22 protein-coding genes are annotated in these 21,154 nt (G+C 65.6%); 5 read left to right on the forward strand and 17 right to left on the reverse strand.

The genetic code is table 11. The features are described from left to right. Nucleotides 1-189 precede the first annotated feature (189 nt). The 13 genes from cheZ to flhD form a co-directional block, all read right to left on the reverse strand. Nucleotides 190-963 (reverse strand): protein phosphatase CheZ, encoded by a 774-nt coding sequence (gene cheZ, locus U5A65_RS33300; protein ID WP_321915352.1) that lies wholly within the window; start codon nucleotides 961-963, stop codon nucleotides 190-192. Between the two features lies 1 nt (nucleotide 964). Next, nucleotides 965-1,360 carry a chemotaxis response regulator CheY gene (cheY, locus tag U5A65_RS33305; protein WP_321915353.1) on the reverse strand — a complete coding sequence of 132 codons (396 nt, stop codon included), beginning with the start codon at nucleotides 1,358-1,360 and terminating at the stop codon, nucleotides 965-967. Nucleotides 1,361-1,490: 130 nt separating this feature from the next. Then, complete coding sequence (locus U5A65_RS33310) at nucleotides 1,491-2,597, reverse strand: chemotaxis response regulator protein-glutamate methylesterase (RefSeq protein ID WP_321915354.1); 1,107 nt, start codon at nucleotides 2,595-2,597, stop codon at nucleotides 1,491-1,493. Between the two features lie 5 nt (nucleotides 2,598-2,602). Then, nucleotides 2,603-3,394: a chemoreceptor glutamine deamidase CheD gene (gene cheD / locus U5A65_RS33315; RefSeq protein WP_321937061.1), complete on the reverse strand. Its 792-nt coding sequence runs from the start codon at nucleotides 3,392-3,394 to the stop codon at nucleotides 2,603-2,605. Then, the gene (locus tag U5A65_RS33320) at nucleotides 3,391-4,335 is read right to left on the reverse strand and encodes a CheR family methyltransferase (protein WP_321948967.1); all 945 of its coding nucleotides are present in this window, start codon (nucleotides 4,333-4,335) and stop codon (nucleotides 3,391-3,393) included. Before U5A65_RS33320 ends, cheD begins: the two co-directional genes overlap by 4 nt. A gap of 229 nt (nucleotides 4,336-4,564) precedes the next feature. Then, a complete protein-coding gene (locus tag U5A65_RS33325) occupies nucleotides 4,565-6,415 on the reverse strand; it encodes a methyl-accepting chemotaxis protein (protein WP_321948968.1) in 1,851 nt (616 codons plus the stop codon). 176 nt (nucleotides 6,416-6,591) lie between these two features. Next, nucleotides 6,592-7,128, reverse strand: coding sequence for a chemotaxis protein CheW (cheW, locus tag U5A65_RS33330; RefSeq protein ID WP_042265902.1), 537 nt, complete (start codon nucleotides 7,126-7,128; stop codon nucleotides 6,592-6,594). Nucleotides 7,129-7,185: 57 nt separating this feature from the next. Continuing rightward, on the reverse strand, nucleotides 7,186-9,459 hold the full coding sequence (cheA, locus tag U5A65_RS33335) for a chemotaxis protein CheA (protein WP_321948969.1): 2,274 nt from the start codon (nucleotides 9,457-9,459) through the stop codon (nucleotides 7,186-7,188). 57 nt (nucleotides 9,460-9,516) lie between these two features. Beyond that, nucleotides 9,517-9,891 carry a response regulator gene (locus U5A65_RS33340; protein WP_158758898.1) on the reverse strand — a complete coding sequence of 125 codons (375 nt, stop codon included), beginning with the start codon at nucleotides 9,889-9,891 and terminating at the stop codon, nucleotides 9,517-9,519. A gap of 13 nt (nucleotides 9,892-9,904) precedes the next feature. Then, entirely contained in the window at nucleotides 9,905-11,002 is a 1,098-nt protein-coding gene (gene motB / locus U5A65_RS33345) for a flagellar motor protein MotB (RefSeq protein ID WP_321948970.1), read from the reverse strand. Nucleotides 11,003-11,012: 10 nt separating this feature from the next. Further along, nucleotides 11,013-11,873, reverse strand: coding sequence for a flagellar motor stator protein MotA (gene motA / locus U5A65_RS33350; RefSeq protein ID WP_028203346.1), 861 nt, complete (start codon nucleotides 11,871-11,873; stop codon nucleotides 11,013-11,015). A 384-nt stretch (nucleotides 11,874-12,257) separates the two neighbouring features. After that, on the reverse strand, nucleotides 12,258-12,800 hold the full coding sequence (flhC, locus tag U5A65_RS33355) for a flagellar transcriptional regulator FlhC (protein WP_321915361.1): 543 nt from the start codon (nucleotides 12,798-12,800) through the stop codon (nucleotides 12,258-12,260). Nucleotides 12,801-12,907: 107 nt separating this feature from the next. Continuing rightward, nucleotides 12,908-13,225 (reverse strand): flagellar transcriptional regulator FlhD, encoded by a 318-nt coding sequence (gene flhD / locus U5A65_RS33360; RefSeq protein WP_321915362.1) that lies wholly within the window; start codon nucleotides 13,223-13,225, stop codon nucleotides 12,908-12,910. Between the two features lie 595 nt (nucleotides 13,226-13,820). On the opposite strand from flhD, the gene U5A65_RS33365 reads away from it, so the two are divergent. Then, on the forward strand, nucleotides 13,821-14,885 hold the full coding sequence (locus tag U5A65_RS33365) for a glycosyltransferase family 4 protein (RefSeq protein ID WP_321948971.1): 1,065 nt from the start codon (nucleotides 13,821-13,823) through the stop codon (nucleotides 14,883-14,885). 196 nt (nucleotides 14,886-15,081) lie between these two features. Here the strand turns inward: U5A65_RS33365 and U5A65_RS33370 are convergent, their stop codons facing one another. Continuing rightward, entirely contained in the window at nucleotides 15,082-15,378 is a 297-nt protein-coding gene (locus U5A65_RS33370) for an H-NS histone family protein (protein ID WP_321915364.1), read from the reverse strand. A 287-nt stretch (nucleotides 15,379-15,665) separates the two neighbouring features. Here U5A65_RS33370 and aqpZ point away from each other — a divergent pair, with 287 nt between their 5' ends. Both aqpZ and U5A65_RS33380 read left to right on the forward strand, forming a co-directional pair. Next, a complete protein-coding gene (gene aqpZ, locus U5A65_RS33375) occupies nucleotides 15,666-16,412 on the forward strand; it encodes an aquaporin Z (RefSeq protein ID WP_321915365.1) in 747 nt (248 codons plus the stop codon). 336 nt (nucleotides 16,413-16,748) lie between these two features. Continuing rightward, complete coding sequence (locus U5A65_RS33380) at nucleotides 16,749-17,360, forward strand: histidine phosphatase family protein (protein WP_321948972.1); 612 nt, start codon at nucleotides 16,749-16,751, stop codon at nucleotides 17,358-17,360. An 82-nt stretch (nucleotides 17,361-17,442) separates the two neighbouring features. Here the strand turns inward: U5A65_RS33380 and U5A65_RS33385 are convergent, their stop codons facing one another. Together U5A65_RS33385 and U5A65_RS33390 are read right to left on the reverse strand one after the other, a co-directional pair. After that, nucleotides 17,443-18,264: a Cof-type HAD-IIB family hydrolase gene (locus U5A65_RS33385; RefSeq protein ID WP_321915367.1), complete on the reverse strand. Its 822-nt coding sequence runs from the start codon at nucleotides 18,262-18,264 to the stop codon at nucleotides 17,443-17,445. A 93-nt stretch (nucleotides 18,265-18,357) separates the two neighbouring features. Further along, nucleotides 18,358-19,254 (reverse strand): BadF/BadG/BcrA/BcrD ATPase family protein, encoded by an 897-nt coding sequence (locus U5A65_RS33390; protein ID WP_321948973.1) that lies wholly within the window; start codon nucleotides 19,252-19,254, stop codon nucleotides 18,358-18,360. Between the two features lie 179 nt (nucleotides 19,255-19,433). On the opposite strand from U5A65_RS33390, the gene U5A65_RS33395 reads away from it, so the two are divergent. Then, nucleotides 19,434-20,030 carry a DNA-3-methyladenine glycosylase I gene (locus U5A65_RS33395; RefSeq protein WP_321915369.1) on the forward strand — a complete coding sequence of 199 codons (597 nt, stop codon included), beginning with the start codon at nucleotides 19,434-19,436 and terminating at the stop codon, nucleotides 20,028-20,030. A 316-nt stretch (nucleotides 20,031-20,346) separates the two neighbouring features. After that, nucleotides 20,347-20,805: a hypothetical protein gene (locus U5A65_RS33400; protein WP_321915370.1), complete on the forward strand. Its 459-nt coding sequence runs from the start codon at nucleotides 20,347-20,349 to the stop codon at nucleotides 20,803-20,805. Between the two features lie 122 nt (nucleotides 20,806-20,927). On the opposite strand, the gene rpsU is transcribed toward U5A65_RS33400, so the two are convergent. After that, complete coding sequence (rpsU, locus tag U5A65_RS33405) at nucleotides 20,928-21,140, reverse strand: 30S ribosomal protein S21 (protein ID WP_004198205.1); 213 nt, start codon at nucleotides 21,138-21,140, stop codon at nucleotides 20,928-20,930. Nucleotides 21,141-21,154: the final 14 nt, after the last annotated feature.

The raw sequence follows: 21,154 nt of genomic DNA on the forward strand, positions 1-21,154 counted from the left end.
GCGCTGTCGGGCCGCGCGGGAACGTCGCGGCGAGGGGCAGCAGGACGGGCAACGGCTGGCTCAGCTTCGTTCCACCACCGCGACGCTCGTCGCGGCCGGGCACGAAGGCATGAGCACTAGTATGCCCGCCTTGGACGCCGTGCGGCAGCTAACCGAACGGCTAGCTGCCGGTCGGCCAACCGCGCCAGGTCAGAAGCCGAGGCTAGCGAGCAGATCGTCGACCTGCGCCTGGTCCTGCACCACGTCGGTCTTGCCTTCCGGATTGATCTGCGGGCCGTTGAGCAGGCCTTCGGGGCTGCCCGTGCTGCTCTGGGTCTCGGCAAGCGCCGCCGCCGTCGCCGCGAACTGCTCGCGCCGCTCCGGCGCGATGTTCTCGACCAGCACGGTGAGCAACTGCTGCTCGATCAGATAGACCACGTCCATGATCTTCTTGATCACCTGACCCGTCAGGTCCTGGAAGTCCTGAGCGAGCATGATCTCGAGCAGCTGCTGGTTGGTCGCCGCGGTGGCTTGCGGCACGCCGTCCACAAAGGCGCGCGTGTCGTCCATCAGCTGGCGCACTTCCTCGCGGCCGATCGGCGCGTCGTACCACGTCGCCCAGCGGCTCGTCAGCTCCTTCGCGTCGTGCTCGAGCGTTTCCTGCAGCGGCTTGGCGATATCGATTGCGGTCAGCACGCGCTCGGCGGCCTGCTCGGTCATGTTCGCGACATAACGCAGCCGGTCGCGCGCGTCGGGCACCGCCTCGGCGGCGCGCTCCACGTGCTTGTCGAGGCCGAGTTCGCGCATCGAGTCGCGCAGGCTGCGAGTCAGGTGGCCGATGCGCGCGAGGATGCGGTCCGTCGCCAGCTCGCTCGCCTCGCCCGCGGCGGGCGGCGCGAAGTCGAACTCGGGAGGCTGCGGGAGCGGCTCGGCGCCCTCGCCTTCCGGCCACTCATCGGGTTGCGCACTGATGGGCTCGTTCACGTCAGCTCCCCGTCTTGGCCAGCTTCTCGAGAATCTTGTTGAGCTTCTCGTCGAGCGTGGCGGCCGTGAACGGCTTCACCACGTAGCCGCTCGCGCCTGCTTGCGCCGCTGCGATGATGTTTTCCTTCTTCGACTCCGCCGTCACCATCAGCACCGGCAGATGCGTCAGGTTCGCGTCGGCGCGGATCTCCTTGAGCATGGCGAGACCGTCGAGGTTCGGCATGTTCCAGTCGGAGATCACGAACTCGTAGTTGCCGCCGCGCAGGCGTGCGAGGCCCGCTGCGCCATCTTCGGCTTCGTCGACGTTCGAGTAGCCCAGTTCCTTCAGCAGGTTGCGGACAATCCGGCGCATCGTCGGAAAGTCGTCCACCACCAGAATCTTCATTCCCTTATCCATCACGTTCCATTCCTCCAGGCGAAAACCCGGGCAATTATCCAGAGAAGCGCACTGCCTATCCAGATAAATTAATCGCGAGCGATCGTGCAAGCGTTTGCGGCCAACACGATCTCTCGATATTGGTTGTTCATCAGACGCGCTGGACCCGGTCGCCCATCGAGGCGAGGCGGGTCATCACGCGCCGGCTCATATCTGCAAGCGAGGCGATTTCGTCGGCGCCGCCCATTGCAATGGCTTCGCGCGGCATGCCGAACACGATGCAGCTCGCCTCGTCCTGCGCGAGCGTGTACGCCCCGGCCTGACGCATTTCGAGCAGCCCGGCCGCACCGTCGCGGCCCATGCCCGTCAGAATCACGCCGATGGCGTTCTTGCCCGCATGCAGCGCCGCCGAGCGAAACAGCACATCGACCGACGGACGGTGCCGGTTGACCGGCGGGTCGTCGGACAGATGCGCGATGTAGTTCGCCCCGCTGCGTGCGAGCAAGAGGTGGGCATGGCCCGGCGCGATGTAGGCATGGCCGGGCAGCACACGTTCGCCGTGCTCCGCTTCCTTGACGGTGATGCGGCACAGCCCGTTCAGGCGCTGTGCGAACGACTTCGTGAACCCCGGCGGCATGTGCTGCGCGATCAGCACCGCGGGCGCGTCGGGCGGCAGCGGCTGCAGCACTTCGCGGATCGCCTCGGTGCCGCCCGTCGACGCACCGACGATCACGAGCTTTTCGGTCGAGACGAGCCGGTTGTTGATCATCGGCGCCGGGCTCGCTGCCTGCGCGGCGGCGTGAGCGGGCGCGGCGCCACCTGCTGCGGCAGCGGCGGGCGCATGGTGCGCGCGCACGCGGGCGCGGGCGGCGGCGCGCACCTTGTCGGCGAGCTTTTCCGCGTAGTCGAGCATGCCGTCGCGAATGCCGACCTTCGGTTTCGTCACGAAGTCGACCGCGCCCAGTTCGAGCGCGCGCAGCGTGATTTCGTTGCCGCGCTCGGTCAGCGACGACACCATCACGACCGGCATCGGCCGCAGGCGCATGAGCTTCTCGAGGAAGTCGAGGCCGTCCATGCGCGGCATTTCCACGTCGAGCGTGAGCACGTCGGGGTTGTGCTGCTTGATCAGCTCGCGCGCGACGAGCGGATCCGGCGCGGTGGCGACGACCGTCATGTCGGGCTGACTGTTGATGATCTCCGTCATCAAACTGCGGATCAGCGCCGAATCGTCGACGCAGAGAACCTTGATTTTTTGCACAGCGTTCACGCCTCCTCTACTGTCCTGGCGTTGTCTTGACCGGATGCACGCAGCGCGGACGACCCGCTCGAGCCGAACAGCTCGATTCGAGGACGCGCGCCCTGCGGCTGGGATTGGGAAATCTGGGACGCCGCGGCGCCCGGGCCCGCGCGCCCGGCGCTGCCGACTCCGAACAGTTCGACGCGCGCACGCGCACGCGCGAGCCGTTCGGCGCGCGCCTCGGCGGTTTGCGCGGCGAGCTGCTGTTCGCGCTCCGCCACGCTCGTGTCCTGCGAAAGGCGCAGCTTCTTCACCATCACCTGGCCCGTGCGCGGCAAAAACGCCACCTTGCGCGGATGCGAGCCTTGCAGGTCTTCGGCCACGATGCGAATGTTCTCGGTCGCGAGATAGCGGCGCACGAACGCGGCGTTGCGATCGCCAATGTTCATCGTCGTCATGCCCGCGAGCACCGCCGCGCCGCCGAACACCTTGGCCTCGAAGCGCTCGCGCCGGCCGCCCGCCTTGATCAGCTCGTTGATGAGCACTTCCATCGCGTAGGCGCCGTAGCGCATCGCGTCGGAGGCGCCGGTGAGCGCGTGGGCGGAGTCCGCGCCGTCGTCGGGCAGCATGAAGTGGTTCATGCCGCCAATACCTGCGGAGCGGTCCTGGATGCAGGCCGCCACGCACGAGCCGAGCACGGTGACGAGCACCATGTCGTCGCCCGTCGTAAAGAACTCGTTGGGCAGCAGCTTCACGCCCGGGCGCTGGAAATGCGTGTCGAAATAGCGATTCGTCGCGATCGGGAGGCGGGCGCTCATGCGGGCACTCCGATCGCGTCGTTCGCGCGGCGCGGCGCGGCATGGGCGCCGCGCGTGAGTTCGTACACCGTCTGGCCGCGCAGACGGAACGCCTGCGTGACGTAGGTGAAGTTCTCCGAGTGGCCCGCGAACAGCAGGCCGTCCGGCTTCATGAGCGGTTCGAAGCGCGTGAGGACCTGCGCCTGGGTCGGCTTGTCGAAATAGATCATCACGTTGCGACAGAAGATCGCGTCGAACGTCGTGCGCAAGCCGTAGTCCGCGTCGGTGAGATTGAGCTGCTCGAACTTGATCATCGCGCGCAGCTCCGGGCGCACCTTCACGAGCCCCGCGTGCGAGCCTGTGCCCTTGAAGAAGAAGCGCTTGAGGCGCTCGGGCGACAGATGCTTCACCTGGTCGAACGAGTAGACGCCTGCGTCGGCCTTGGCGAGCACCTGGGTGTCGAGGTCGGTGGCGAGCACGCGTGCCTCGCGCGCGGCGCGGTCTCCAAGCGCTTCGATGAGCGTCATCGCGATCGAGTACGGCTCTTCGCCCGTCGAAGCCGCCGAGCACCATACCGAAACCGGCTGCGCACCCGGCGCCCCGCGGCGCTTCACGAAATCCGCGAGGATCGGGAAGTGATGCGCCTCGCGGAAAAACGCCGTGAGGTTCGTGGTGAGCGCGTTCGTGAACGCCTCCCACTCGTGCGCGTCGTTGCGCGCTTCGAGCTGGTCGAGGTACTCGCGAAAACTGTCGATGCCGAGCGTGCGCAGGCGCCGCGCGAGGCGGCTGTACGCCATGTCGCGCTTATGGTCCGAGAGCGAGATGCCCGCGCGGCGGTGAATGAGCGCGCGAATGCGCTCGAAGTCCGCCGAGGTGAAATCGAAATCGCGGTTGCTCTCGACACCCTGAGTGCCCGAGCCGCCCGGATCACCGTCGTGGCGTGAATTTCGCAGCGCTTTCATGCTGATGCTCCTTCGCATTGCGCGCCGCCCACTGCATGGGATACCGCGGCGCAGGACTGCTGCGCGCCGCGCCTGCCCGGTTGCAATGCGTGCGGCGCATGGGCGGCCTGCGCAACGCGCGTGGACCCGTGGGTCCGGCGCGGCAGGTCTTGCCGTTGTGTAGCGCTCATGTGCATTGCAGTTGCTCGTCGTGTTCAGTTACTTCACTACTTTTCTATGCCGCGTTCGATCAGAACGTTTCCCAGTCCGAATCGTCCGAAGCCGATGCCGCCGTGCTCACGTGCGTCTCGGCGCGCGCAGGCGCAGCCGGTTTCGCTGCAGGCGTTGCTGCGGATTTCGCCGCGGCCTTCGCTGCCGGTTGCGCCGCGGGCTTTGCGGCTGCCTTTGCCGTGTCCGCCGATGCCGCCGGCGCTGCCGCCGCGGGCTTCGCAACAGCCGTTGCCGAAGAGGGCGTCGTGCGTTTCGCGGCGCCCGGCGCGGCCGGCGTCACACGCGCCGGGCTTGCGCCCACGCTGCGCGCTTGCGCGCCACCCGTCGTCCACGTGCCGAGCACGTTTTGCAGCTGACGCGTCTGCTCTTCGAGCGACGCCGCCGCCGCTGCCGCCTGCTCCACCAGCGCAGCGTTCTGCTGCGTGACGGTGTCCATCTGCGTAACGGCCCGATTGACCTGCTCGATGCCGCCCGACTGCTCCTCGGACGCCGCGCTGATCTCACCCATGATGTCGGTCACGCGACGCACGGCCTGAAGGATTTCTTCCATCGTCGAGCCGGCGCGGCCCACCAGCTGCGAGCCGCTTTGCACCTTCTCGGCCGAGTCGTTGATGAGTTCCTTGATTTCCTTCGCGGCGCTCGCGCTGCGCTGCGCGAGGCTGCGCACTTCGCCGGCCACCACCGCGAAGCCGCGGCCCTGCTCGCCCGCGCGCGCCGCTTCCACGGCCGCGTTGAGCGCGAGAATGTTGGTCTGGAACGCAATGCCTTCGATCACGCTGATGATGTCCACGACCTTCGCCGAACTCACGGCGATGCCCTGCATCGTGTTCACCACCTCGCCCACCACCTCGCCGCCGCGCGTCGCGATGTCCGAAGCGTTGACGGCCAGCTGGCTCGCCTGACGCGCGTTCTCGGCGTTCTGGCGCACGGTGCCGGTGAGCTGCTCCATGCTCGACGCCGTTTCCTGCAGCGAAGCGGCCTGCTGCTCGGTGCGCTGCGACAGGTCGGTGTTGCCCATGGCGATTTCACGCGCGCCCACGTCGATCGAGCTGGCGCCCGTATGCACCGCGCTCACGAGCGTGACGAGGCTTTCCTGCATGCGCTTGATGGCGCCGAAGAGTCGCCCGATCTCGTTGTCGCTGTAGACCGTGACCGTCTGCGAAAGATCGCCCTGGGCGATGCGCTCGAAGCACGTCACCGCGTCTTCGAGCGGCTGCACGATAAGGCCGCGCATGGCGAAGCGGATCGCCACCACGAGCACGAGCGCGATGGCGATCACCGCGCCGATGGCGATGCGCATCATGTCGATACGCTCGTTCGCCGTGGCCTGGCGTGCCTGCGCGCCGTCCTGCATCGCTTGCGCGAGCGGCGCGGCAACGTTGTCGTAGTCGACGAACATCGGGCTGATCTTCGTATCGGCCACGGCGTGGTAAGCCACTTGATCGTTTGCGCGCAGAGCCGCGAATTCGGGCTGAACGCCGTCTTGCATCAGCGCCGCGCGTTTGGCTGCGAGCGCATCGAGCATCGCGGCGTCGAGACCGCTCTTCGGCACGCCCTGGAAGACCTGCCATGCCTCGTTGGATTTCGCGAGCAGTTGATCGGCGCGATCGAACGCCTTCTTCGCGTCATCGGCCTGGCCCGCCGCCGCGAGCGCGCTGCCGCGTTCGAGTGAGACACGCGTGCGCAGCAGATACGACGAGGCGTCGTTGAGCGCATGCATAGCGACGAGATCGCCGCGCGCCATCGTGCCGAGCGCGTCGCTCGCACGCCCGAGCGCGACGAGCCCGAGTCCGCCGACCAGCACGGTCAGCGCAACCAGAATGACCCCGACGCCCGTGAGCGTCGTGCGGATCGACCATCTTTGCAGCATCTCGTTTGCTCCTGTCCTGTGCAAATCGGGGCGGGCTATCTGGCCAGGCGCGGCAACGCCAAAGGCCACGCACGAAGCGCGCGCGAAAACGAAGGCGGCTTGCCGCTCTTTGGCGGCGGCTTATCCGCTCTCTCTCACGCTGGCCTCGCGGCCCCCCGGTTTTACCTCTCGGCGCGTTAAACCAACGCCTCGATCAGAGCCATTTCCCGGCTCGTCATCAGCTTTTCGATGTCCATCAGGATCAGCATGCGGCCTTCCACGGTGCCGAGGCCCGTGAGGTACTCGGTCGTGAGCGTCGCGCCGAATTCGGGCGCCGGCATGATCTGCTCCATCTGCAGCGTGAGCACGTCCGAGACGCCGTCCACCACCATGCCGACTACGCGATGCGCGACGTTCAGGATGATGACGACCGTCTGGTGGTCGTACTCGACGCGGCCCAGATGGAACTTGATGCGCATGTCGACGATCGGCACGATGATGCCGCGCAGGTTGATCACGCCCTTGATGAAGTCGGGCGCGTTCGCGATGCGCGTCACGCTGTCGTAGCCGCGGATTTCCTGCACCTTCAGGATGTCGATGCCGTACTCTTCCGCGCCGAGCGTGAAGACGAGGAATTCCTGACCGCCTGCATCGGCCTGCAGCGCGTCGCGGCGTTGCGCGCCGGCAAGGGCGCCGTGCGCGCCGTTGCCTTGAATCGATTGGACTTCTGCCACGTTAGCCCCTGAACGGTTGGGAGATGATTGGTTGAGTGCGTCCGGACTTCATCACGATTACGCGAATTCGGCGAACGCACCCGAATTAGCGCTGGCGCTCACGCCGTGCGTGGCGCGCGTCTCGCGATTGAGCGCGGCCACGTCGACGATCAGCGCGACGCTGCCGTCGCCGAGAATGGTCGCCGCCGAAATGCCGTGCACCTTGCGGTAGTTCGTTTCGAGGTTCTTCACCACGACCTGCTGCTGGCCGACCAGCTCGTCGATCAGCATGGCGAAGCGACGGCCTTCGGTTTCCATGATCGTGACGATGCCCTGCGTCGGGTCCGTGCGCGCGCCTTCCACGTTGAACGCCTGGTGCAGCGCCACGAGCGGGAGATACTCGCCGCGCACGCGCACCACGCGGTCGCCGTTGGTGACCGTGTAAATGTCTTCGTGGCGCGGCTGCAGCGACTCCATCACGAAGTTCAGCGGCAGGATGAAGATCTCGCTGCCCACCTTCACCGACATGCCGTCGAGAATCGCGAGCGTGAGCGGCAGCACGATGCGCGTGGTGCTGCCCTTGCCCGCGTGCGAGGTGATCTCCACGTGGCCACCCATCGCCTGGATGTTTCGCTTGACCACGTCCATGCCCACGCCGCGGCCCGAAACGTCGGTCACCTGCTCGGCGGTCGAGAAACCCGGCAGGAAGATGAGGTTCCAGACCTCGTCGTCGCTCATGGTGTCGCTGACCTGCATGCCCTGCTTGATCGCCTTGGCGAGAATCTTGTCGCGGCGCAGGCCTGCGCCGTCGTCGCTCACTTCGATCACGATGTTGCCGCCGTGGTGCGCAGCGGACAGCACGAGCTGGCCCGTGGCGTCCTTGCCCGCGGCGCGGCGCGCTTCCACGGTTTCGATGCCGTGGTCGAGCGAGTTGCGCACGAGGTGGGTGAGCGGGTCGATGATGCGCTCGATCAGGCTCTTGTCGAGTTCGGTCGCTTGACCGAAGGTGACAAGCTCGACTTCCTTTCCGAGCTTCGCCGCGAGATCGCGCACAAGGCGCGGGAAGCGGCTGAAGACGTAATCCATCGGCATCATGCGGATCGACATCACCGCTTCCTGCAGGTCGCGCGCGTTGCGCTCGAGCTGCGCCATGCCGTTATAGAGACGGTCGTGCAGCGCCGGGTCGAACGTGCTGGTGGTTTCCGCCAGCATGGCCTGCGTAATGACGAGTTCGCCCACGAGGTTGATCAGCTGATCGACCTTTTCGACACCCACGCGAATCGAGCTGCCTTCGGCCGAAGCCGCCGCGGCGGCCGGACGCGCCTTGCGCTCGCCTTCGGCTTGCGCGGGCGCGCTCGCCGGAGGGCGAGGCGCTTCGAGTTCCGGGTGCGGCGCAGGCGGCGCGGCGGGCACCACGGCGCTCGCCGCCGCCGGCGCTGCCGGTGCGGGGGGCGCTGCAGGCGTCAATGCGGCCGCCGGCGCTGCGGCGGGAGCAGCTGCCGCTGCCGGTTGGGCGTCGCCCTGCGGCGCGGCGCCACGGCCGATCGAAATCTGTTTCTCGTCGATCACGAAGCAGCACACCGCGATGATGTCGTCGGACGTCACATCGGTTTCGAGCCACAGTGTGAGGTCGTCGCCGGTCTTCACCTGGCCGATGATGCGGCCGAGGTTGCCGAGCTCTTCGACGAGCAGCTCCTGGTCCTTCGCGTCGACCGCGCGCAGCGTGACGCGCAGGTGCGGGCCTTCGGCGCCGGCATCGCCGCTCGCCGCCGGCGCTGAGGCTGCCGCGTCGATCGCCTCGCTCACGACGTGTTCGGGCGCGCCAGAGCCGCCAGCCGACAGCGTGCTGTGCATTTCGAACGCGGCTTCGAGATCTTCTTCCGAATCGCCGGTGCTCGCCAGCGGGGCCGGCGCGGGGGCCGGTGCCGGCGCCGGTTCAGGCGCGGCTGCGGGTACGCCGCGGCTTTCCGCATAAAGGCGCTCGAGCTTCGCGCGCACGGCGGCAGCCGCTTGCGCATCGGGCTCGGCGCTCGCGCGGTACGCGCCGAGCTGGTCGGAAAGCACGTCCTTCGTTTCGAGGAACGTGTCGATCATGTCCTTGCGCAGCACGAGCTCGTTGTTGCGCGCGCGGTCGAGCAGCGATTCGAGAATGTGGGTCGTCTCGGTCAGGGCCGTGAAGCCGAACGTCGCCGCGCCGCCCTTGATCGAGTGCGCTGCGCGGAAGATCGCCGCCAGATCCTCGGGATCCGGGCGACCGACGTTCAGGTTCAGGAGGAGCTGCTCCATCTGCGCGAGCAGCTCGTCCGCCTCGTCGAAAAACGTCTGATAGAACTGAGTGATGTCGAGAGTCATTGCTCTTTCACCGCGTTAATTGCCTGGGGGGTGCCTGGTCGGTCGCCGCGCGGCACCTCAAGGGTGGGCCTCGCCGAGTGCGCTCGCCAGATCGACGAGCAACTCGGGGTCCACCGGTTTTTCGATCCAGCCGGTCGCACCTGCGTCGCGCACGGCTGCCTTGAAGCCTTCGTCCGATTCCGTGGTCAGCACGAGGATGGGCGTTTCGAAGTACGAAGGATTCGCCCTTAGCTGCTTGATCAGGTCGAGTCCGCCCATGCGCGGCATGTAAAGGTCGGTGAGCACGAGGTCGAAGCGCTGGGCGAGCGCATGCTCGAGCCCTTCTTCGCCGTCGCTCGCCACCGTCACTTCGTAGCCTGCCGAGCCGAGCGCCGCACGCAGGATCTCCCGCATGGACACCGAATCGTCGATCGCCAGAATGTTCCTGATCATCCGTTCCTCGTTGTCATTGCGCTGCCGGCGCTGCCGTTGTTGCCATCGCCGGCGCCACGCTCACCGCGGGCGCCACCGACGGTGCGACCGACGTGGCCACCTTCGGCGCGATCGCCACCGGGGCCGGCGCCGCCCTGACCGGCACGGCGTCCGGCGTGAGCGCGGGCAGGCTCTTGCCCGAACCCGCTGCGTCGTCGGAGAGCGTGGTGGCGGTCGAGTCGTCGTGCATGAGCGCGTCTTCGGACTTCCTGTTCAACACGATGATGCTGATACGGCGGTTCTCGGGGTCGAGCGGATCGGCCTTGTTCAGGTTCTGCGTCGAAGCGAGACCGAGCACGCGCAACACCTTCGATTCGTCCATGCCGCCTGCGATCAGCTCGCGGCGCGACGCATTCGCGCGGTCCGCGGAAAGCTCCCAGTTGCTATAGCCCTTGTCGCCGCCCGCGTAAGGCACGGCGTCGGTGTGGCCCTGCACGACGATGCGGTTGGGCACGTCGTTGAGCGTCTTGCCGATCGCCTGCAGGATGTCGCGCATGTACGGCTCGACCACGTCGCGCGCCGTCGCGAACATCGGGCGCTTCTGCGAGTCGACGATCTCGATGCGCAGGCCCTGCAGCGTGGAGTCGATGCGGATCTGCTGCTTGAACTGGCGCAGCACCGGGTTCGCTTCGATCGCCGCCATCAGCTTCACCTGCAGGTCGTGCAGGCGCACCTGTTCCTTGCGCTCGAGCGAGCCTTCGAGCTGCTTAGTGGCGTCGTCGTCGTTGTGCTTCGACTGGTTGCGCTCCGAGCGCTCGGTGGCGCCGTCGCTGCGGCGCGTGACGCCCTGGTCCTGCGACGAGATGTCCCGGCCGCCGCCCTTCAGGATGCTCGAGTCTTCGGCACTGCGATCGCCGCCCCAGAGCGTGATCTTCATCGGCTGGTTGAAGTAGTCGGCGATGCCCTTCAACTGCACCGTCGTTGCCGACGAGAGCAGCCACATCAGCAGGAAGAACGCCATCATCGCGGTCATGAAGTCCGCGTAGGCGAGCTTCCACGCGCCGCCATGATGGCCGGCCTTCTTCGGCGCGGCGCGCTTGACAACGATTGCGCGGTCCTTGTTGTTGCTCATGGGCCGTTCCTTACTTCGCCTTAACGCGGCGCACGTGCTCTTCGAGCTCGGTGAACGACGGACGCTCGGTCGAGAACAGCACCTTGCGGCCGAACTCCACGGCAATGGCCGGCGCGTAGCCGTTCAGGCTCGCGAGGATCGTCACCTTGATGCACTGGAACATCTTGGTCGACTCGGTCACGCGCTGCTCCGCGAGGCTCGAGAGCGGGCCGATCAGGCCATACGAAAGCAGAATGCCGAGGAACGTGCCCACCAGCGCCTGCGCGATCATCTCGCCGAGCACCGCGGGCGGCTTGTCGGCGGACGCCATGGTGTGAACCACGCCCATCACCGCCGCGACGATACCGAACGCCGGCATCGCGTCGCCCACCTTCGCGAGCGCATGGGCGGGCGCCTCGCCTTCGGCGTGGTGCGTTTCGATTTCCTCGTCCATGAGGCTTTCGATTTCGAAGGCGTTCATGTTGCCGCCCACCATGAGACGCAGGTAGTCGGTGAGGAATTCGACGATGTGGTGGTCGGCCAGGATCTTCGGATACTGCGTGAAGATCGGGCTTTTCTGCGGATCGTCGATATCCGCTTCGAGCGTGAGCGTGCCTTCCTTTCGCGCCTTCGCGAGCAGGACATAGAGCAGCGCGAGCAGCTCCATGTACACGTCCTTGTTGTATTTGGCGCCCTTGAACAGCGTGGGAAGCACGCGCAAGGTGGCCTTGATGGTCTTGATGCCGTTGCCGAGGATGAACGCGCCGACGCCAGCACCGCCGATCATGAGCAATTCCATCGGCTGCATGAGCGCGCCGAGATGGCCGCCCTCGAGTGCGTAGCCGCCGAAGACGCAAAGGATCGTCAAGAGGGTTCCAACGATAATCAGCACTGCCGGGTCCTCACTAGAAATGCGCCGCGAACCGCCGTCGGCCCGCGCCCTTAGCTGGGTTTACGGCAACGGCGCGAAAAACTTTGGGATTGAATGGGCGCGGATCGCAAGCCGGCCGGGCGTCTGCCGTCTGCCTTGCCTGCGCATGACGGATGAATGTGGGGCCGGTTCGCGAAGCCGCGTGGGAAGGGGGTGTCGTGGGCGCCGGTGTCTGGCCGCGGCCGCCAGCGACGATACGTTCGCGGTTTCGGCAATCGCCGTTTGGAGTCGCCTTGCGGCGCCCAAACGGAGACGGGCCGGGTTTATCCGGAGTCTCGGCCTGCACGGACAGCATCTGGCACCATCAAGCGGCATCAAGCGTGCATCGAGCCGCGTCGATTTGCCTCAGGCCGCGATCTGCGAGGCAAGCGCGTTGCGCCGCGTGCGTCCGGCCCGCGAAGGCGGCTGGCACAGCCCGCACACGAAGCCGCGCTGCGGGTCGTGCGCGTGGGCCACGTAGCGGCCGCCGCAACGGCTGCACGGCGTCATCTGCAAGAGGCCCGAGGCGAAGTAGCGCACGAGCGTCCAGGCGCGGGTGAGGCTCAGCGCCGGCGTTTCGTCGTGCAGGCGCAGGTGCTCGAGATAGAGCCGGTAGCTCTTCACGATGGCGTGAATCGGCTCGCAGCGCGCGTGGCGGTTCATGAACACGAACGTGTTGTAGAACAGCGAGGAATGAACGTTGGGCTGCCAGGTCATGAACCAGTCGGTCGAAAACGGCAGCATGCCCTTGGGCGGCGACTCGCCCTTCACTTCCTTGTAGAGCCGGATGAGACGGTCGCGCGAGAGCGAGGTCTCCGCTTCGAGCAATTGCAGGCGCGCGCCCAGCTCGATCAGCTCGATCGCAAGCGCGATCTCCTTTACCTCCTGCACCACACTCTTTGTCGCCATAGACACCCGTTGGAAGCCGCAAAGGAATGCGCGTGGCCCCTGCCGCCGTTTGCGCGGCAGCAAGGGTGCAATGCGCGGCCGCGCGCTGCGGCGCGGGGTGAAGCGGTTCAGCCGATCTGCTCGACGTCCTGGCCCGCCATGACGATCGCCGAATGGGTCAGCGCGGTTTTGCCCTTGTCGGCAAGCGCGCTCAGGATGGCGTGGTCGTCGAACCGGAAGCGGCAAAGCAGCTGGTTCGAAGCGGCAAGGCGTACGGTCTGTGCGAAAGAGAGATTGGCGAGCACCTCGGCGGACTGCTCGGAAATGCCCATGCGGAACATGCCCGTCGGCTTGTCCTCGCGCAAAAGACGTTGCGCGAGCAACAGGTACGACAGGTTCACTTCCTTGATCTCATTGAGCATGTCGCTGTGCGTCGTCGCGCTCATGGATTCCCCCGAATCAAATCGCGGCGGCTGGTCAGACCGCCTGCGGAAAACGTTTGCTCGCCCAGATGCAACCCAAGTGCATCCAAACGGCCTGTTTATGGTCGTGTTTGCATTGTGGCTGGGGCGGGAACAAATGGAAATCGGACGGATGCCGCGACGCGTTGCGAGAAAAACCTTCGCTAACGTGTAGGAATTATTCTGACAAAGCGGCGGGAGCAGCGGTGGGAGGCGGCGCGCGTCATGTCATGCGCATAAGCTGCTTATTTGTCTGCTGATTATAGGCTTTTTCATGGATGCGTCACGCGCGCGTGCTAAAGGCGCACGCCCGACCCTGGGGTCAACGCCTTGCGACCCTTGTTCGGGCGCCTCGGGCACGAGACTTGCGCAGTGCGCGGCCAGGCCACGTCACGCTTTGCAATGGCCGCTTACACCGGCTGTATCCCGCTGTAACAACTTTAAGCGTTTGCAAAACCGCGTGTGTCGGGCTGCGAAATGCCCATAATCGGACTCAGGGATAACCCGATACCGTAGTACCGCCGCAGTGCCGCATCACAGCGTTCGTTGCACACGCGGCTTTTTGCCAGGAGATCGAACAATGCGAATCGCACAAATTGCGCCACTTTATGAAGCCGTTCCGCCCAAGCTTTATGGCGGCACCGAGCGCGTCGTGTCCTATCTGACCGAAGCGCTGGTCGACCTCGGCCACGACGTGACGCTGTTCGCCAGCGGCGATTCGGTCACCTCGGCAAACCTCGAGGCCGCGTGGCCGCGCGCACTTCGCCTCGACTCGACGATTCGCGACGCGCTGGCGCCGCACATGGTGCTGCTCGAGCGCGTGCGCCGCGTCGCGCACGAGTTCGACGTGCTGCACTTTCACCTCGACTACCTGCCCTTCCCGCTCTTCACGACCATGGACACGCCGTTTGTCACGACGCTTCATGGCCGCCTCGACCTGCCGGAGCTGCAGCCGGTTTTCGAGCAGTTCCCGAACGCCCCCGTGATCTCGATTTCGGACTCGCAGCGCCAGCCGTTGCCGCAGGCCGCGTGGCAGAACACGATCTATCACGGACTGCCAAAGAACCTGCTCACGCCGCAGGCCGACCGCAAGCCCGAATACCTGGCCTTCCTCGGCCGGATCTGCCCGGAAAAGCGCGTGGACACGGCAATCAAGATCGCCGCGCTCTCCGGCCTGCCGCTGAAGATCGCCGCCAAGGTCGACAAGGTTGACCAGGAGTACTTCAAGACCGAGATCGAGCCGCTGCTCTCGCAGGCCCATGTGGAATTCATCGGCGAGATCAACGAAGAGCAGAAGCCCGAGTTCCTTTCGGGTGCGAAGGCGCTGCTGTTCCCGATCGACTGGTCCGAGCCGTTCGGCCTCGTGATGATCGAAGCCATGGCGTGCGGCACGCCGGTGATCGCCTTCAATCGCGGTTCGGTGCCGGAAGTGATCGACCCGGGCGTGACAGGCTATGTCGTCGAGGACGTGCAAGGCGCCGTGGCAGCGCTTCAGAATATTGATTCGCTTTCGCGCGAAGCGATTCGCAACCAGTTCGAACACCGCTTCACGTCGCACATCATGGCCGGCAATTACGTCGACACTTATACGTCGCTCATCGAAGCCGCACAGCGCCCGGTACTGCGACGTGTCGCCGCCGGCTGAGTGCGAAGCATTCCAGATTTCGTGATAAATCCAGACAAATGCAGGGCGTGAATCGTTTGCGAGTCGTCAAATAACGTCATTACACGCCGATTACGGATGACGCACAAAAAAGAGCCGCATGAATCATGCGGCTCTTTTATTGCATTTGCGGTTGTGGCGATATGGCGGCCCGGTCGTTCCTCGCCCGCCACGTGCCTCACGCGATCAGGTAGCGTTCGCGGTTCTTGCCTGCGATCCACTTGGGCGGCTTGCCGCGCCCGCTCCATGTCGCGCCGGACTTGGGGTCCTGATAACGCGCGGGCAGCGGCGCCTTTTTCGGCGGACGGCCGCGGCGCGCGGCCTCGGCAAAGCCGAGGTCCTGGGCCGAAAGGCCGTACTCGGCGATCTTTTCCCTGATCGTGGCGATGACGTCCGCGATCTCCGCGCGCCGCGCCTCTTCGGCCTGAGTCTGAAGCTTTGCGATCTGCGCCTTGAGTTCTGAGTATTGCGACATTTCTATTCCCCCTTCATTGCTCATGAAACCGGCTCGATCGGAGATTAGACGTAAATAACGGAATTCGCAATCGCTATTAATACTGCTTTATCACTCCATTTCCCAATTTAACGATCGACCACTTTTGGCGCAATTGCGCACACATCAATCGCAATAATTCGATCAATTACGTCAAAATTGACAATCCTTGACAGCACCGAAAAAAGCGACTGCCTAGAATCTGGCATTTCCCGGTGCCGGTACTTTACGCGGCCCCTTCAAAAATCGACTTTTCGAGGTGTCACGCAATGCACTTATCCAAGCGGCTCATTGCCGAACTGATCGGCACGTTCTGGCTCGTTCTGGGCGGCTGCGGCAGCGCCGTGCTCGCGGCCAACTTCGCCGGCCCGGTTCACGGGCTCGGCATCGGCTTCGTGGGTGTCTCGCTCGCGTTCGGCCTGACCGTCCTCACCATGGCCTTCGCCATTGGCCATATTTCGGGCTGCCATCTGAATCCCGCCGTGAGCGTGGGCCTGACCGTGGCGGGCCGCTTCCCGGCGCGCGACCTCGTGCCCTATATCGCCGCACAGGTGGTGGGCGCGGTGATCGGCGCGTTCGTGCTCGCGCTCATCGCCACGGGCAAGCCCGGCTTCGACCTCGTCGCGAGCGGCTTCGCGACCAACGGCTATGGCGAGCACTCGCCGGGCCACTACGCCATGGGTGCCGCGTTCGTGTGCGAGGTCGTCATGACGGCGTTCTTCCTCTTCGTCATTCTCGGCGCAACCGACAAGCGCGCGCCCGCAGGCTTCGCACCGATCGCCATCGGCCTGTGCCTTACGCTCATTCACCTGATCTCGATTCCCGTCACCAATACCTCGGTGAATCCGGCACGCTCAACCGGTCCCGCGCTCTTCGTGGGCGGCGAGGCCATCTCGCAGTTGTGGCTGTTCTGGGTCGCGCCGATCGTCGGCGCGGTGATCGCGGGTATCGTGTACCCGGCGGTGGCAGGGCGGCGCGAAGCGGTAGTGGCCGTCGCCGTGCGCGAAACGGCCTGACGCGTTCTTACACGCCTGCGCGGCTCGGAGCACGCCGAATCGCGCCACTTTGATCGTGCAACAGCAAACGGGCGCTTCGGCGCCCGTTTGTCTTGCGGCCTCAGGTGGCTGCAAATGCGCCGCCGCTGTGCGGCTGACCAGGGCCGCCGTGGCCGCGCTGCTAGAATCGGACGACTTTCCCACTGTCTTTTCACCTGGAGCATCACGCCCAGTATGAAGCGCTCACGCCCCGGGCCAATCCGGCTCGCCCCGATGCTCGCCGCTGGGCTGAGCGCACTGGTATGCGCCTGCGCGCCGCTACCTCAGGCAAGCGAGGCTCCGAACGGCGCCGAGGCAATGCAAACGAATGCGAGCAGCGCACCCGCCACGCGCAACCCGCAGGACGCGCGCAACGTCGAGACACTCATCTTCGTGAGGCATGGCGAAAAGCCGCCAGAGGGATTCGGTCAGCTCAACTGCAAAGGGCTGAACCGTGCGCTCGCGCTGCCGGCGGTGATCGCAGCCAAGTACGGCAAACCCGACGCCATCTACGCGCCCGACCCCGGCGAGCAGAAGGAAGACAACGGCCATTCCTACTATTACGTGCGTCCGCTCGCGACCATCGAGCCGACCGCGATCCAGTTCGGCATGCCGATCCAGACGCCGTACGGCTTTTCGAAGATCGACGCCCTGCAGACAACGCTCGTCGATCCGCGCTGGCGCGGCCGCACCGTGCTCGTTGCCTGGGAACATCGGGAAATCGAGACGCTCGTGCGCCGCGTCGTCGCCACGCATGGCGGCAGCGCGAGCGACGTACCGCGCTGGGAGAGTGCGGACTTCGACAGCATCTATGTCGTGCGCATCGACTGGAGCGGGGGCGCCGCACGCGCGCGCTTCTCGCACGAACGAGAAGGGCTGGACGCTCGCGCCGACGATTGCCCGTGCGCGCAACTGCCCGCCGCGCAATAACTGACTGGATTCAATCGCGAAGGCCGTAAAGGCGCGACTGGCGCCGCGCCTTTACGGCATCTAACGCTTACGCCCGTGTGAGCTACGACGCGAGTTCGTCGTTGAGCGCGAACAGCTTGCGCAGATGATGCGCGACACCGGCCTCGAAGTTATTGCCGATGCGCGGTACCGAAGGCAGCCGCTTGATGAGATCGGGATTGGCGTTGTTCATCATGAACGGATGACCCGCCGTTTCGAGCAGATCGATGTCATTCATGTTGTCGCCGAACGCAACGCAGCCCGCGGCGTCCATGCCAAGCCGCTCGAGCACGACGCGCAGCGCGCGGCCCTTCGAAACACCGGCCACCATCACTTCAAGGCAATCGGGCAGGGAATAGGTGACATAGAGCGCATCGCCGAATTCGCGCGCGAGATTCTGCGCCACGTGTGCGAGATCCGCCGGATCGCCGATATAAAGCGCCTTGGCAATGCCCGCGCCCGCGTAGTCGCGCAGATCCGCCACGCGGTACTCGAACCCCGAGTCCTGGTGATACGCGAGCAGTTCAGGTGCATCGCGGTCGATGAGCCAGGCGTCGTCGGTATAGATGCTCACGATCACGCGGCCGTGCTCGCCCACGGTGTCGGCGGCAACGAGGCGCTCGACCATGGGGGCGCTCAGATTGCTCGCGTGAATGAGCGTGTCGTCGGGCGCGTGCACGCGCGCGCCGTTCGCGGTGATGAGATACGGCCGGATGCCGAGCACGTCGCGAATGCCGGCGACGTCGCAGTAATGACGGCCGGTCGCGATCACGAACGGAAGCCCCTGCGCCTCGAGGGCGCCTAGCGTGGCAACCGTGAACGGATCGACCTGATGGTCGCTATTGAGCAGCGTTCCGTCGAGATCGGTTGCAATGACCTTGTACATGGTGAGCAGGCGGCTAGCGGAAAACGTTCAATCGTAGCATCTGTGGCCAGGCGCCGCCCTTGACCTACGTTCCCGCCCCTTGCCGCGCGCCGCTCAGTTGCCTGCTGCGGCGTGTGCGAGCCGCTGGGCTTCGCGCTGCGCAAGCCGGAGCGCGCCGGTCGTTGAGTCGGCGAGCGGGGCGCGCAGGCGCTCGCGCACAGCTTGCGGCACCCACTCGCGCAGCGGCTGCCCGAGGCCGCCCGAGAGCGCCGCAGGCAGGCTGCCCGACGGGTCGAGCGCGGTGATGAGCTTCGCGATCTCCACGCCGGCTTCGGCGAGGAGCCTCGCGACGAACGGATGTTCGCGATGCGCGAGAACGACCGGCGCGAGGCTCGCATAGGCAGTCTGGTTGGCTGCGCACTGCCACACGATGAGGCTGTCGCGATCGGTCGCCCGCGCGTGTGCGAGCAGGGCCCGCGCGAAGTCGTCCATGGGCCCCCGCGCGTCGAGCGCCTGCTGGGCCCAGACGATCGCGCGCAGGCCGAACCACGCACCGCTCGCTTCGTCGCCCGAGGGAAAGCCGAAACCGCCCGCAATGCGGCACTGGCCGTCCTCATCGAGCACCGCTGCAATGCTGCCCGTGCCGAGTGCGACCACGACGCCCGGCGCGCCGCCGTGCGCGCCCAGCAGCGTCGTGTACGCGTCGCTTTCCACCGCGAGTCCGGCCACCGGCGGCGCGGACGTGCGAAACGGCGCCAGCCAGTCGGGGTTGTTCACGCCTGCGAGCCCGCAGCCGAGCACGCATTGCGACCAGTCGAACGCAAGCCCTGCCTGCGCGAATGCAGCGCGGCACCCTTCCTCGATCGATTGCCAGGCACGCTCGATACCGAGTCCGAGCCCCGACGGCCCCGCGGCGGCACGCGCGAGTTCGGCGCCATTCGTGTCGCCAAGCGCGATGCGCGTGCCCGTGCCGCCGCCATCCACGCCAATCAGCCAGGTGTATTTCTGCATGATGTCCGCCGCGCCTCGCGCGCCTGTGTGCTCGGCTCGAAAGCCAAAAATTTCGTCGTGCCGCAGAGACTAACGGCTTCCCTCGGTTCGCACAATCGGCCATCCGGCCAGGGTGGCGGCACGACACCGTTCCGCTATGCTTGCGTGGCCTGAACGACGTCTCGCAAGGAGAACTTACCGTGACACACCGCTGCAACTGGGTATCGGCCGGCGCGTCGCCGCAGTATGTGCAATACCACGACGAAGAGTGGGGCGTGCCGTCGCGGGACGACCAGCATCTGTTCGAAATGATCGTGCTCGAGGGCGCGCAGGCCGGACTCTCGTGGTCCACGATCCTCAACAAGCGCGAAGGCTATCGCCGCGCCTTCGCCAACTTCGACATCGAGAAAGTTGCGCGCTTCACGCCCAGGCACGTCGAAACGCTCATGCAGGACGCCTCGATCGTGCGCAACCGGGCCAAGATCGAGGCCGCCATCGCCAATGCCCGTGCCGTGCAGCAAATCCAGGCCGAACACGGATCGCTCGCGAAGTTCGTCTGGTCGTTCGTGAACGACACGCCTGTCCAGAACGACCTGGCATCGTATCGGGACGCACCGGCCTCCACCGAAGTCTCGGACGCCCTTAGCAAGGCACTCAAAAAGTACGGCTGCAAATTCGTTGGCACGACGATCTGTTACGCGTTCATGCAGGCCGTCGGCATGGTCAACGACCATGAGCGCGATTGCATGCGCCGCGAGGCTTGCGCAGCACTTGGCAAGAAGAAGCGCCGCGCCTGAGCGCAACGAAGCACGGGCGCAAGCACGTCATGCAGTGCGCACGCCGGGAAAGTGCCGCGCGGGCTCCGATGCGCTTTGCCAATCATTGTCTGGCACGGTTTTGCCAGCTACCAGAACGCTTGCGTCCAACACCGGCTCGGGGAATTTCTCATCGCTATGGTGCGCAGCCCCACGGTTTTCCGCTGGCATGCCGTTATAACGGGAAGTGAATGCAGGCGCGTCAGGGGAACGGGTAGTGATGTCGGCCGGAAGGCCGGCGGCGGCGCATTAGAAGGGAATTAACCTGTGCCCGGCACCTGGGCCGCAGGGGGCTGAAATGAAAAACGTCCACTTCCTGACCCATCAGGAGATCTTCGACCGCGCGGTGGTCCATCTCTTTGGCCAGGGGCGCGCGGCCCTTCTTCCACGCGGCGGCGGCGCCTACCGGGGCGGTGGCTGCGGGGGCGGCTACGGCAGCGCACACAGCTACGGCGGCTGCCCGGTCGGCAGCTTCATCCGGCCACGCGACTATATGAGCGCCATGGAAGGCATACCCGTGCGCTTCATTGGCCGCGAGACGAGCGAAGTGCCGCTCTATATGGACGTGGGCGTCGCTGCGCTGAAAAAAGCGCTGCTGCGGGCCCATATCAACATCTACGATCCCGCCACGATCAATCTGCTCAGTTGCCTGCAGAACGTGCACGACGTGTTTGGTGTGTGGGAATGGCGCGAGCGCCTTTGCTCGATTGCCGCGCAGTTCGGTCTCTCGCCCGGGCACCTAAAGGACGCCGCGTAGCCCCACCCGGCACGCACGATCGACACATAATCGACGCCCAAAGACGCCAAAACACAAACGGCGGCGCAGCTTCTTGCGAAGCATGCGCCGCCGTCTGGCGGAACACCGAAAAGCGAAAAAGCTTAGTGGAGCTTCTTCGGCAGCATCTGGCTGCGCAGGCGCTTGTGCAGGCGCTTAACAGCAGCTGCCTTCTTGCGCTTGCGAACGGCCGTCGGCTTTTCGTAAGCTTGACGCTCACGCAGCTCGGCGATCAGGCCGTTCTTTTCGATTGCACGGCGGAAGCGGCGAATCGCCACTTCGAACGGCTCGTTTTCCTTCAGAAGAATCGTCGTCATGTATTTCCTAACTC

This window comes from Paraburkholderia sp. J10-1, assembly GCF_905220165.1.
In the GTDB taxonomy this organism is placed as follows: Bacteria; Pseudomonadota; Gammaproteobacteria; order Burkholderiales; family Burkholderiaceae; genus Paraburkholderia.